The sequence below is a fragment of the Solibaculum intestinale genome, from assembly GCF_040096205.1.
Taxonomy (GTDB): Bacteria; Bacillota; Clostridia; order Oscillospirales; family Acutalibacteraceae; genus Solibaculum_A; species Solibaculum_A intestinale.
This window is the reverse complement of record NZ_JBBMFD010000001.1, coordinates 292,205-304,782: the sequence shown is the minus strand read 5'-3', so window position 1 is coordinate 304,782 and position 12,578 is coordinate 292,205. Positions and strand designations below refer to the sequence as shown.

Genomic DNA, 12,578 nt, shown 5'->3' with positions numbered 1-12,578 from the left:
TTTTCCATGCAGCCAATTTATAAGCGGATGCTTTTGAAACTCAGCGGCGAGGCGCTGGCGGGCCAGCAAAAGTTCGGCCTGGATTATGACGTAGTGCTCAATATCTGCCGTTCCATCAAGAAATGTGCGGATATGGGGGTGGAAATCGGAATCGTCGTGGGCGGCGGCAACTTCTGGAGGGGCCGGTCCAGCGGCAAGATGGACCGCACCCGGGCCGACCATATGGGAATGCTCGCCACGGCCATCAACGCCTTGGCGCTGGCCGACGCCCTCGAACAGCTCGGCGTGCCGGTACGGGTGCAGACTGCCATTTCCATGCAGCAGGTGGCTGAGCCCTATATCCGTAACCGGGCGGTGCGGCATCTGGAAAAGGGCCGGGTGGTCATTTTCGGCTGCGGTACGGGAAATCCCTTCTTTTCCACGGATACGGCGGCGGCTCTGCGCGCGGCGGAAATCGACGCGGATATCATCATGAAAGCTACCAATGTGGACGGCGTGTACGACGCAGACCCCAACAAGAACCCCGACGCCAACAAGCTAGATTCCCTGACTTTCTTGGAGGTACTCAGCAAAGAGCTGCAGGTGATGGATTCCACCGCCGCTTCCCTTTGTAAGGACAACAAGATTCCGATCCTGGTCTTTAACCTGGACAACCCCGACAACATTGTATCCGCTCTTCTGGGCGAGAATATCGGTACCATCGTGAAGGAGGACTAAGCTGTGAAAGAAGTATTCGAGAAAACAGAAGTACACATGAAAAAAACCATCCATGTGCTTAAAGAGGAATATGCGGAAATCCGCGCTGGCCGCGCCAATCCTGCTGTGCTGGATAAGGTGCGGGTGGACTATTACGGCACCCCCACTCCCATCAATCAGATGGCGGCGGTATCGGTGACCGAAGCGCGTACCCTGACCATCCAGCCCTGGGATGTTTCGACGGTTCGTTCCATTGAAAAGGCCATCCAGGCTTCTGACATCGGCATCAATCCCCAGTCTGACGGCAAGATCATCCGGCTTATTTTCCCGCCGCTGACCGAGGAGCGCCGCAAGGAAATCGTCAGGGAGATCAGCAAGATGGGCGAAGACGCGAAGATCGCCATCCGTTCGGTACGCCGGGACGCCATTGAAAAGCTGAAGGCTCTTAAGAAGTCTTCGGAAATTACCGAGGACGACCTTAAGCAGGGGGAAAAGAAAATTCAGGATCTGACGGACAAATTCTGCAAGGAAATTGATCAGATTGCCCAGGATAAGGACAAGGAGATCATGGAAATCTAACCTCAGATAGAACAAAATGCGCGCGGTGCCCCGGAACTCCGGGGCATTTGCACATCGTATACCGCATACCGGCGAACCCGATGGATACGGAGGTCGAAACATGTTTGAAAAGAAAAGCGGATTGCCGCAGAATACGCCGCTTCCCAGGCACATCGCCATCATTATGGACGGCAACGGCCGGTGGGCAAAGAAGCGGTTTCTGCCAAGGAAGGCCGGACATAAGGCGGGCGGGCAGACCTTCCGGAAGATTGCCCGGTACTGCAATCAGATCGGCATCGGCTATCTGACGGTATACGCCTTTTCCACGGAGAACTGGAAGCGGCCCCAGGACGAGATCGACGCGCTGATGAAGCTGTTTCACGATTATCTGGAGGAAGCGCTGCGGGATTTCGCGGATGAAACCATCGTGACCCGCTTCATCGGGGACCGGTCGGTGCTCTCGCAGGATTTGCAGCAGCTCATGGCCCGAGCGGAGGAAGCGACCAAAAATAAGCCCGGCATGGTGCTCAACATCGCCATCAACTACGGCGGCCGGATGGAAATCCTTCATGCCGCCAAGGAGCTTGCCAGGAAGTGCGCCGACGGAACCCTGGACCCGCAGGCTCTCACTGAAGCGGATTTGGAGCGCCAGTTGTACACTGCCGGCCAGCCGGACCCGGATTTGATCATCCGTCCCAGCGGCGAGCAGCGCATTTCGAACTTTTTGCTTTGGCAGTCGGCATATTCCGAGTTTTTGTTCGATAACATATTATGGCCGGACTTTAAGCCGGAGCACATCGACCAGGCGATCGCGGCATTCGCCGGGCGGAACCGCCGGTTCGGCGGTGTGGTGGAAGAAGAGACTGCAAAATAAACGGGGCAACCTTGGGTTGGAGAGAGTCATATGAAACAACGTATCATTACAGGAGCGCTGTGCGCGGTTCTACTTTTGCCGGTGTTGTTTTTTTACAATACGCTGATTTTCAATTTGGTCATCGCCATTATTTCAGCCGTCTCGGTGTTCGAGGTGCTGCAGGCGGCGGGGCTTCATAAAAACCCGGCGTTTCTGGCGGTATGCATTCTTTTTGCCGCCGGCGTTCCCTTTGTCAGCTTTACCTACTTCTCCTTCTTGAGCTTTTTCTTTATGGCCCTCATTTTTGTGGTGTTGATTTTTACCAAAAACAGTCTGAATTTCGAGAAGGTAGGCACGGTATTTCCTATGCTTGTGTTCGTGCCCTTCGGCATGGCGGCGACCGTATATCTGCGGGATTTTAACGAGCATGGGCTTTTTTATCTGTTTTTGGCCATGATCGGCTCCTGGGTCACCGACATCGGCGCCTATTTCATCGGCAGCTTCTGGGGAAAGCACAAGCTCATCGAACGCATCAGCCCGAAAAAGACGGTGGAGGGAGCCATCGGCGGCTTTGTCAGCTGCATTGTGTGTTTTGCGCTGGCCGCCTGGATTTATCAGCATTTCTTTTTAGGCGACACGGCTACCGTCTCCATCTGGATGCTGGTGCTATTGTCCATTCCCTGCTCTTTGGTGGGCATGGTGGGCGACCTGGCTGCATCCTTGGTCAAGCGCAACTGTCACGTGAAAGACTACGGCAACATCCTGCCGGGACACGGCGGCATGCTCGACCGGTTTGACAGCTTTGTGTTCGTCACGCCGCTGATTTATTGTGCGGTGTATTTTATCCCGTTTATCTCCTGACTTTCCGGAAATGCTAAACTATCGGAGGAAGCTATGCGACGGATTTCCATATTAGGTTCGACCGGCTCCATCGGCACCCAGGCCCTCGACGTGGCCGACTGCACGGGAGCGCAGGTAGCTGCGTTGACGGCAAACCGCAGCGTGAGACGCCTGGAAGAGCAGATTCGCCGGTACCGGCCCCGGTACGCGGCCCTCTCAGACGAGGAAGCGGCCCGGGACTTAAAGGTGCGGGTAGCCGACACCGGCTGCCGCATCGGCGCGGGACAGGAAGGAGTCTGTGAAGCGGCAAGGCTTGCGGATGTGGATACCGTGCTCAATTCCGTCGTGGGCATCGCGGGGCTTTTGCCCACCATGGCCGCCATTGAGGCGGGAAACCGGAGACTTGCGCTGGCGAACAAGGAAACGCTGGTGGCGGGCGGGCGCATCGTGATGGACGCCGCGAAACAGGCCGGGGTGGATATTCTACCGGTGGACAGCGAGCATTCGGCCATTTTCCAGTGTTTGCAGGGAAAGGCGCCAAACGGCGCTCTCAAACGCATTCTGCTAACCGCCTCGGGCGGTCCGTTTTTCGGCAAGACCAGGGAAGAACTCGAATCCATCACGCCTGCCCAGGCCCTCAAACATCCCAACTGGGACATGGGCGCGAAGATCACCATTGACTCGGCCACCCTGATGAACAAAGGACTCGAGCTAATTGAAGCGGTTTGGCTCTTTGGAGTCAAACCTGAACAGGTGCACATTGTGGTGCATCGGGAAAGCGTGGTCCATTCCATGGTGGAATACGACGACCATTCGGTCATCGCCCAAATGGGGGTGCCGGATATGCGCATTCCCATTCAGTACGCGCTGACCTATCCGGACCGAGTAAAAAGCCCGGTAAAGGAACTGAATTTTGACTACTACCCGGCTTTGACTTTTTCAAAGCCGGATGAAGATACCTTTCGCTGTCTGCCTCTTTGCCGGGAGGCCATCCGCCGGGGGGGATTGTATCCGGCGGCGGCCAACGGTGCTAACGAACAGGCGGTGGCGCTTTTCTTGGAAGGAAAAATCGGATTTTTAAAGATTGCGGACCTGGTGGAAAAGGCGATGGAAGCCCAGTCTTGGGTCAAGGAGCCGACGCTCGAGGAAATTCTCGCCGCCGACCAGGCTGCCCGCGCACAGGTACGCTCATCTATCTGACTCAAACGGAGGGATTGCTATCAACGTTGTACTCACCATTGTCATCGCTATTTTGGTATTCGGTTTTCTGATTTTCTTTCATGAGCTGGGGCATTTTCTCGTGGCCAAGGCCATGAAGGTAAAGGTCAACGAATTTGCCATCGGTATGGGACCGACTTTGCTCAAAAAAAAGCACGGAGAAACCACCTATGCGCTGCGTGCGTTCCCCATCGGCGGCTTTGTGGCCATGGAAGGGGAGAACGAGGAAAGTGACGACGACCGGGCATTTAACCGCAAGCCGGTTTGGCGCCGGGTCCTCATCTGCATTGCCGGCGCGTTTATGAATATATTGCTGGGCGTCATCCTCCTGTGCATAATGAACGGGTGTTTCGGCGGGCAGTATTTGGCCTCCACCACCGTCGCACGGGTGGACGTGACCTTTGCGTCGGAAAATAAGCTGGAGGTGGGGGATGAAATCACTTCCATTAACGGCGCGCCCGTTTATGTAGATTACGACATTTCTTTTAACCTTTTGCGGGATAACGACGGCGTGGTGGACATCGGCGTCAACCGAAACGGCCAGGCTATGACCCTGACCGGCGTGGAATTTCCCACTACGCTGGGAGAGGATGGAAAGCTCTATATTCAAAACATCGGGGAGAGCTTCAAGGTCTATCCGGAAGAGAAGAATTTCTTTTCCGTCTTAAAGCACGGGGCGCTGCAGACCCTGTCGGTGGCCCGGCTGGTATGGGCCAGCCTTATCGACTTGATTACCGGCAACGTGGGGCTCGAGCAGTTGTCCGGCCCGGTGGGTACGGCGGGCGTCATCAGCCAGGCGGCCTTCATGGGTTGGGACCAGTTTTTGTTCGTCGTGGCGCTTATTACGGTAAACTTAGGCGTATTTAATCTTTTGCCGATCCCGGCTCTGGACGGGGGACGGCTGGTGTTCTTAATCATCGAGGCGATCCGCCGCAAGCCGTTAAACCCCAAGTACGAGGGCTATGTCAACGCGGCCAGCTTCCTGCTTTTGATTTTGCTGATGGTGGCGGTCACCTTCAACGACATTGTGCGCATTGCAACCGGAGGATAGCATGAAACGAAGGAATTCGAAACAAGTCCGGGTAGGAAACCTGGCGATTGGCGGCGACGCGCCGGTATCCATCCAGTCCATGCTCAATACGCCCGCCCATGACATCGAAGGAAGCGTGCGTCAGGCGAAGGAGCTGGAGGCGGCCGGATGCGAGATCATCCGGGCGGCGGTGCCGGACAAAGAGGCGGTCCGGCTGATTGCCGCGTTGAAGGAAGCGGTTTCCACCCCGATCGTAGCGGACATTCATTTTGACTACCGGCTGGCCCTGGAAGCGGTGGCGGCCGGGGTGGACAAAATCCGGTTAAATCCCGGCAACATCGGCGGGAAAGACCGGGTCAGGGCGGTGGCGAAGGCCTGCGCGAACGCGTCGGTTCCCATCCGCATCGGGGTTAATTCCGGGTCGCTGGAAAAGGATATTTTGGCCCGGTACGGCGGAGTGACCGCCGAAGGCATGCGCGACAGCGCCCTTTACCACGTCTCCTTGCTGGAAAAGAACGACTTTACCGATATCGTCTTGTCCATCAAGTCTTCCGACGTGGCCACCATGGTGGACGCCTATGAGCTGACGGCCGAGGCCTGCGCTTATCCCCTTCACCTAGGGGTAACGGAAGCGGGGACCGAACGCATGGGGCTCATCAAGTCCTCCGCTGGAATCGGTTCTCTGCTGCTTCACGGGATTGGGGACACGATCCGGGTGTCTTTGACGGCGGACCCGGTTCGGGAGGTATACGCCGCAAAGGATCTGCTCAAGGGTCTTGGAATCCGCAAGGGCGGAATCCGGTTTGTGTCCTGCCCCACCTGCGGGCGGACAAAGATCGATTTGATCGCGCTGGCCGGCGCCGCGGAGGAACGGCTGCGCGGCTGCGATAAGGATATCAAGGTGGCCATTATGGGCTGCGCCGTCAACGGGCCGGGAGAAGCCAAGGACGCGGATATCGGCATTGCCGGCGGAGACGGGTGCGGCCTGCTCTTTCAGAAGGGCGAAATCATCCGCAAGGTGCCCGAGGAGGCGCTTTTGGAGGAACTGGTCAAGGAAATCGAACGGATGTAAGAGAATTTGGGTGGTATACATTGAGCAATACGTTTGCCGAGGTGTTCGGCGGTTACATAACGAAGGACGAGAGCAGGGAACTGCTTGGTTTTGGAGAGGTCCTGAAAATCAAATACCGGGAAAAGAACAAAAGCATGGAAATCCAAACGGCGTTTCCATGCTTTGTTGCGCATTCCGTTCTCCGTGAAGCGGAGACGGACATTGCAAAAGCATTGGACGCGGCGGTGCAGATTGCGCCTCGTTTTCCAGGGGAAGCCTTGTGCCCGGAAGCGCTCGACAGTGTGGTATTCTACCTAAAGCGCAAGAACGCCGCGGTCAACGGTACCTTCGAGGGGGCCGCCATGGAGGTGGACGGTGAAACGGTCACCATCACTCTCACCCACGGGGGGCTCAATATCCTGGAGTCCACCGGATGCGACAAGGCGCTGGCTTCCTTGCTCTTTGAGCAGTACGGCAAACGGGTAAAGGTGGCTTTTGCCGGCGTGACCGAGACCGACGAGGTCATCCCTGCGCCGCCGCGGGTGGAGGAACGGGTCCCGTTCCCCATGGACACGGACGTGCCGCCGGAAAAAGAGGCACCCTTTGCCGCGCCGTCCAATATGTCGTCTCCTGCTGAGAGGCAAGCGCCAAAGCGCCGGGCACCCGTGCGGCGTGTGTCAAGCAATCTACCTAAAAACCTTCCTATTCTCATGGAAACCGCTCAGGTGGTATACGGCAAGCTCATCAACGACCCGCCCATCTCCCTCAAAGACCTGCCGCCTGAACCGGGGGAATACACCGTCTGGGGTGAAATCTTCGATTTTGAATCGCGGGATACCAAATCTGGCAAAGCCCGCATCACGTCTTTTAACATTACCGACCTGACTTCCTCCACGTCCGTGAAGATCGTGCAGTTTATCGGAAGGGTGAAGAAGTTCCAGGAGTTCGAGGACCTGAAAAACGGGGTCTGCGTGCTGCTCAAGGGGCAGTACACTTATGACACTTACATGCACGAATATACCTTTGACGCGAAACACATTTCCATTGTCAAGCGGCGCAAAAAAGAGGACAAGGCGGAGAAAAAGCGGGTCGAGCTGCATATGCATACCAACATGTCCGCCATGGACGGCATGACTCCGGCGGAAAAGCTCATCAAGTTCGCCGCCAGTCTGGGGCACAAAGCGGTGGCGGTGACCGACCACGGGGTGGCCCAGGCGTTTCCGGAGGCAATGAACGCGGCCGCCGCGGTGGGGAATGATTTCAAGGTTCTCTACGGAGTGGAAGCTTACTACGTCAACGACGAGGTTCCCGCCGTGTCCGGCAGCGCGGATACGCCTTTTGACGGGGAATTCATCGTGTTTGACTTGGAGACCACCGGCCTCAACGCCCAGAATGAACGGATTACGGAAATCGGCGCGGTAAAGATGGGGAAGGGGGAAAAGACAGCGGAGTTTAACACCTTCGTTAATCCCCAGATTCCCATTCCCCAGAAGATTACCGAGCTTACCGGCATCACCAACGACATGGTCAAGGACGCGCCGCTGGAAGAAGAGGCATTAAAGCAGTTTCTGGACTTTTGCGGCGATGCACCCTTGGTGGCCCACAATGCACCCTTTGACACGTCCTTTGTCAAAGCGGCAGCCAAGCGGTGCAAGCTTTCCTTTGCCAATACCTCCATCGATACGGTTCCCATCTGCCGCAAGCTGCTGCCGAATCTTCGTAACCATAAGCTCAACACGGTAGCCGATCATTTGAAGCTGGGAAAGTTCAACCATCACCGTGCCTGCGACGATGCGGCGATGCTGGCCGCCATCTTTCAAAAGCTCCTTTTGATGATGGAGCAGGAGTCGAAGGTCCATTCGGTTTCCCAGATTAACTCTGCTCTGGCGGGCGGGGACATTAAGAAGCTGCGCCCCTACCACATGATTATTTTGGCGAAGAATTACGTGGGGCTTAAAAACCTTTATAAGCTCATCTCGTTATCCAACCTCAAGTATTACTATAAAAAGCCCCGCATTCCCAGAAGCGAGCTGACCCGGTACCGGGAAGGGCTCATCATCGGCAGCGCCTGCGAGGCGGGCGAGCTGTACGAAGCGGTGAGCCTGGGGCGGCAGTGGGGTGAGCTTTGTGACATTGCCCGGTTTTACGACTATCTGGAAATCCAGCCCATCGCCAACAACGAATTCATGATCCGCACCGGTAAGGCTGCGGACGAGGAAGAGCTGAGAAAGCACAACCGCACCATCGTCTCCTTAGGCGAAAAGCTGCACATCCCGGTGGTTGCCACCTGCGACGTGCATTTTCAAAACAAGGAGGACGAGGTGTTCCGCCGGATTCTGATGGCAGGGCAGGGCTTCCAGGATGCGGACAACCAGCCGCCGCTTTACTTCCGCACCACTGATGAGATGCTCAAGGAGTTCCAGTATCTGGGCGAGAAAAAAGCCTATGAAGTCGTGGTAGAGAATACAAACAAGATCGCCGACCTGTGCGAACCCATGCGCCCCATCCCGGAAGGCACCTTCCCGCCGTCCATCGAAGGATCGGACGAGGAGCTGCAGCGCATCTGCTGGGCGAAGGCCAAGGAGGTCTACGGAGACCCGCTGCCAAGTCTTGTGGAGGACCGGCTCAAACGAGAGCTGGACTCCATCATCAAGCACGGATTCTCGGTGATGTACATCACCGCCCAAAAGCTGGTGGCCGACTCGGAGGCCCATGGGTATTTGGTGGGGTCCCGTGGTTCGGTGGGCTCTTCCTTTGCCGCCACCATGGCGGGCATTTCGGAGGTAAATCCTCTGTCGCCCCACTATGTCTGCCCGAACTGCAAACACAGCGAGTTCATCACCGACGGCTCCATCGGCTCCGGGTTTGACTTGCCGCCGAAAACCTGCCCCAAGTGCGGCACGCCGTATAATCGGGACGGGCACGAAATCCCCTTCGAGACCTTTCTGGGGTTTAAGGGGGATAAATCCCCCGATATCGACTTGAACTTCTCCGGTGAATACCAGCCCTATGCCCATAAATATACCGAAGAGCTGTTCGGCAGTGAAAACGTGTTCAAGGCCGGTACCATCTCCACAGTGGCGGAAAAGACGGCCTTCGGTTATGTGCGCAAATACCTGGATGAACGGGAAATGACGGTACACAAGGCGGAAATCGCCCGGCTTACCAACGGCTGTACCGGTGTCAAGCGCACCACTGGCCAGCACCCCGGCGGCATGGTGGTCGTGCCGCGCAACAAGGTGGTGGAGGACTTTACTCCGGTCCAGCACCCGGCGGACGCGGCAGACTCGGACATCGTCACCACCCACTTCGACTTCCATGCCATCCACGATACCATTTTAAAGCTGGATATTCTCGGGCACGATGTTCCGACCATCTATAAATACCTGGAGGAATTCACCGGTATCCCGGTTATGGAGGTTTCCACCAGCGACGAAGAGGTCATCAAGCTCTTTACGTCTCCGGAGCCCTTGGGGGTGACGGCGGAGGAAATCGACTGCAACACCGGCACCCTCTCTTTGCCGGAGATGGGCACCAATTTCGTGCGCCAGATGCTCATTGACTCTCAGCCCAAAAGCTTTGCGGACCTTTTGCAGATTTCCGGTTTGTCCCACGGTACCGACGTGTGGCTGGGAAACGCCCAGGAGCTTATCAAAAACGGCACCTGTACCATTTCCGAAGTCATCGGTACCCGCGACAGCATCATGACCTACTTGATGCACAAGGGGCTCGATCCCAGCATGGCCTTTAAGATCATGGAAATCGTGCGAAAGGGCAAGGCCACAAAGCTTCTCACCGAGGAGCATTTTGCCGCCATGCGCGAGCACAACGTCCCCCAATGGTACATTGATTCCTGTATGAAGATTAAGTACATGTTCCCGAAAGCCCATGCGGCGGCCTACGTCATTGCAGCGCTGCGCCTGGGCTGGTACAAGGTACATAAGCCGGTGGCTTATTACGCGGCTTACTTTACCGTGCGTGGCGGGGATTTTGACGCCGAGGCGGCGGTCAGCGGTCCGGCCATGGTCCGCCGGCGGATGGACGCCATTAAAGCAAAGGGCAAGGAAGCTACTGCCAAAGACCAGGACCTGTTCTCCAATTTGCAGATCATCATGGAAATGCTGGCCAGGGGCATCACCTTCCTACCGGTGGATTTATACAAGTCCGACTCGCATAAGTACCTGATCGAGGACGGGAAAATCCGGCTTCCCTTCGGCGCGGTCAAGGGCATCGGCGGCTCGGCGGCGGAATCGTTGGCGGCGGCCAAGGACTCGGGCGGGAAATACATCTCGGTGGACGACCTGCAGAATCGAGCGGGCGTGTCCAAATCGGTGATCGAATCGCTGGCGGCGTTGCACGTGCTCGACGGCCTGCCCGCCACCAGCCAGATGACCTTGTTTTAATGGAAAAAATCCCTTGACAGCAATTTGCTGCTATGCTATCATATTAGCATGTTAAAGTGAATGGAGAGAACCACATGCGCAACTATGCCAAAATTACCCCGGAAGGAACCCGGGACCTGCTGTTTGAAGAGTGCAAAGCCCACCGCCGGGTGGGGACGCTGCTGACAAAGCTCTTCGAGGAGCGGGGATACAATGAGGTGGAAACCCCCAGCCTGGAGTTTTCCGACGTGTTCGATTGTGACTCGGTTTCCATGCCGCTGGAATGGATGTATAAGCTCTCGGATCAGAAGGGACGGCTGATGGTACTGCGGCCTGACTGCACCATGCCTATCGCCCGCCTGGCGGCGACCCGCCTTAAAGATGAAACGCTGCCCCTTCGGCTTTTTTATCAGCAAAACGTGTACCGGGTCAATCCCAGCTTAAAGGGGAGAAACGATCAGTTCTCCCAGGCGGGGATTGAATTGATCGGTGCTTGCGGGCGCCGGGCGGACCTGGAGGTCATCGTCACCGCCATCGACGCGCTGGAAGCCTGCGGCGCGCCTGAGTACATTGTAGAGCTGGGGCACGCGGGATTTTTCAAAAGCCTTGCTTTGGGCCTTCCGGTGGACGAGGACGGGGTTGAGCAGGTGCGAAGCCTCATTGAAGCGAAGAACTATGCGGCATTAAATGATTTGCTGGACACCATGGAGGATTCTCCGGCGGTGCGGGCCATCAAAGCGCTCCCGAGGCTTTTCGGCGGGGAAGAGGTATTCGAAAAAGCGGCCGAGCTTTGCGGCAAGGAAGTGGAAGCGCCGCTTACCTATTTAAAGAAAGTCTACCGGGATTTATGCAAACTGGGCTTAAACGGCAGAATCCGCATTGATTTGGGCCTTGTGCATCAAAATAACTACTACACTGGCGTCATCTTCCGCGGCTACATGCGCGGGTATGGGGACACGGTGCTCTCCGGCGGACGGTATGACCGGTTGCTGTCGGAGTTCGGCTGTCCTCAGCCGGCTACCGGCTTCGGCGTCAACGTGGATTCCCTGGTGCGGGCAATGCTCGAGCGTGGCGAGGTCACCCCTCCTGAAGCGGCCCAGGTGCTGGTCTTTGGGGAGGACGGGTTTGAGATGAAAGCCTTGTGCCACATGCGGGGCTTAATGGAACAGGGCGTTCGCTGTGAAAGCAGCGTGTTCGATACCCTTTCCGATACGCTCACGTATGCGAAAGCCCACGGCATCCAAAGGGTAGACGTGGTTAGAGAGAACTGCCGCACCATCAAAACCGGAGAGGGGGACGCAAAATGAGACCGCTTCGTATCGCTCTGACCAAGGGCCGGCTGGAAAAGGACACGGTTGGGCTTTTTGAGCAGATGGGAAAAGACTGCGAGGCCCTGCATAACAAAGGGCGCCGTCTGATTCTGCCGGTGGGGGATGGGAACCTGGAGGCCGTCCTTTGCAAGGCGGCAGACGTGATTACCTATGTGGAACACGGCGTGTGCGACCTAGGGGTAGTCGGCCGGGACACCATTCTCGAATACCCCGGCAGCTTTTACGAGGTGATGGACTTAGGGTTCGGCCGGTGCCGGTTTGCTCTGGCGGGCCCGAAAGACAAGGACTTTTATTCCGGCTACCGGGAAAAGACCATCGCTACCAAATACCCCAATGTGGCCCGCGCCTTCTTTGAAAGCAAGGCGATGGACGTAAACGTGATCAAAATCGAAGGTTCGGTGGAGCTGGCCCCGCTGTTGGGGCTCTCGGACGCCATTGTGGACATTGTGGAGACCGGGTCCACCTTAAAGGAAAACGGGCTTCAAGTGATCGAAGAGATCACCCCTATTTCTGCCCGACTGATTGTCAACACCGCCAGCATGAAGCTGCGCAAGGAAGAAATCGAGGCGCTTCTTTCCCAGATGGAAGCGGCGCTTTCTGAAAAAGGACGGTGAATCCC

General features: G+C 56.6%; 10 protein-coding genes. All 10 read left to right on the top strand.

All coding sequences use genetic code 11. The features are described from left to right. The first annotated feature begins 6 nt into the window (after positions 1-6). The 10 genes from pyrH to hisG all read left to right on the top strand — a co-directional run bounded on the left by pyrH (position 7) and on the right by hisG (position 12,573). On the top strand, positions 7-717 hold the full coding sequence (pyrH, locus tag WMO26_RS01375) for a UMP kinase (RefSeq protein WP_349217731.1): 711 nt from the start codon (positions 7-9) through the stop codon (positions 715-717). Between the two features lie 36 nt (positions 718-753). Next, complete coding sequence (gene frr / locus WMO26_RS01370) at positions 754-1,275, top strand: ribosome recycling factor (protein WP_349217888.1); 522 nt, start codon at positions 754-756, stop codon at positions 1,273-1,275. A 100-nt stretch (positions 1,276-1,375) separates the two neighbouring features. Next, positions 1,376-2,128 carry an undecaprenyl pyrophosphate synthase gene (uppS, locus tag WMO26_RS01365; RefSeq protein ID WP_349217730.1) on the top strand — a complete coding sequence of 251 codons (753 nt, stop codon included), beginning with the start codon at positions 1,376-1,378 and terminating at the stop codon, positions 2,126-2,128. A 30-nt stretch (positions 2,129-2,158) separates the two neighbouring features. Beyond that, positions 2,159-2,968: a phosphatidate cytidylyltransferase gene (locus WMO26_RS01360; RefSeq protein ID WP_349217729.1), complete on the top strand. Its 810-nt coding sequence runs from the start codon at positions 2,159-2,161 to the stop codon at positions 2,966-2,968. A gap of 33 nt (positions 2,969-3,001) precedes the next feature. After that, positions 3,002-4,147, top strand: coding sequence for a 1-deoxy-D-xylulose-5-phosphate reductoisomerase (gene dxr, locus WMO26_RS01355; RefSeq protein WP_349217728.1), 1,146 nt, complete (start codon positions 3,002-3,004; stop codon positions 4,145-4,147). A gap of 52 nt (positions 4,148-4,199) precedes the next feature. After that, on the top strand, positions 4,200-5,216 hold the full coding sequence (locus WMO26_RS01350; RefSeq protein ID WP_349217727.1) for a M50 family metallopeptidase: 1,017 nt from the start codon (positions 4,200-4,202) through the stop codon (positions 5,214-5,216). 1 nt (position 5,217) lies between these two features. Then, positions 5,218-6,267 carry a flavodoxin-dependent (E)-4-hydroxy-3-methylbut-2-enyl-diphosphate synthase gene (gene ispG / locus WMO26_RS01345; RefSeq protein WP_349217726.1) on the top strand — a complete coding sequence of 350 codons (1,050 nt, stop codon included), beginning with the start codon at positions 5,218-5,220 and terminating at the stop codon, positions 6,265-6,267. A gap of 20 nt (positions 6,268-6,287) precedes the next feature. Continuing rightward, complete coding sequence (locus WMO26_RS01340) at positions 6,288-10,649, top strand: PolC-type DNA polymerase III (protein ID WP_349217725.1); 4,362 nt, start codon at positions 6,288-6,290, stop codon at positions 10,647-10,649. 74 nt (positions 10,650-10,723) lie between these two features. Next, positions 10,724-11,935, top strand: a complete 1,212-nt coding sequence (gene hisZ, locus WMO26_RS01335) for an ATP phosphoribosyltransferase regulatory subunit (RefSeq protein WP_349217724.1) — start codon at positions 10,724-10,726, stop codon at positions 11,933-11,935. Further along, entirely contained in the window at positions 11,932-12,573 is a 642-nt protein-coding gene (hisG, locus tag WMO26_RS01330; protein WP_349217723.1) for an ATP phosphoribosyltransferase, read from the top strand. The genes hisZ and hisG overlap by 4 nt, the downstream gene beginning before the upstream one ends. Positions 12,574-12,578 lie beyond the last annotated feature (5 nt).

Bases quoted from the DNA above. Each gene is read 5' to 3' on its own strand.
- pyrH (WP_349217731.1), top strand. From the start codon at position 7: ATGCAGCCAATTTATAAGCGGATGCTTTTGAAACTCAGCGGCGAGGCG.
- frr (WP_349217888.1), top strand. From the start codon at position 754: ATGAAAAAAACCATCCATGTGCTTAAAGAGGAATATGCGGAAATCCGC.
- hisZ (WP_349217724.1), top strand. From the start codon at position 10,724: ATGCGCAACTATGCCAAAATTACCCCGGAAGGAACCCGGGACCTGCTG.
- ispG (WP_349217726.1), top strand. From the start codon at position 5,218: ATGAAACGAAGGAATTCGAAACAAGTCCGGGTAGGAAACCTGGCGATT.
- WMO26_RS01360 (WP_349217729.1), top strand. From the start codon at position 2,159: ATGAAACAACGTATCATTACAGGAGCGCTGTGCGCGGTTCTACTTTTG.
- uppS (WP_349217730.1), top strand. From the start codon at position 1,376: ATGTTTGAAAAGAAAAGCGGATTGCCGCAGAATACGCCGCTTCCCAGG.
- dxr (WP_349217728.1), top strand. From the start codon at position 3,002: ATGCGACGGATTTCCATATTAGGTTCGACCGGCTCCATCGGCACCCAG.
- hisG (WP_349217723.1), top strand. From the start codon at position 11,932: ATGAGACCGCTTCGTATCGCTCTGACCAAGGGCCGGCTGGAAAAGGAC.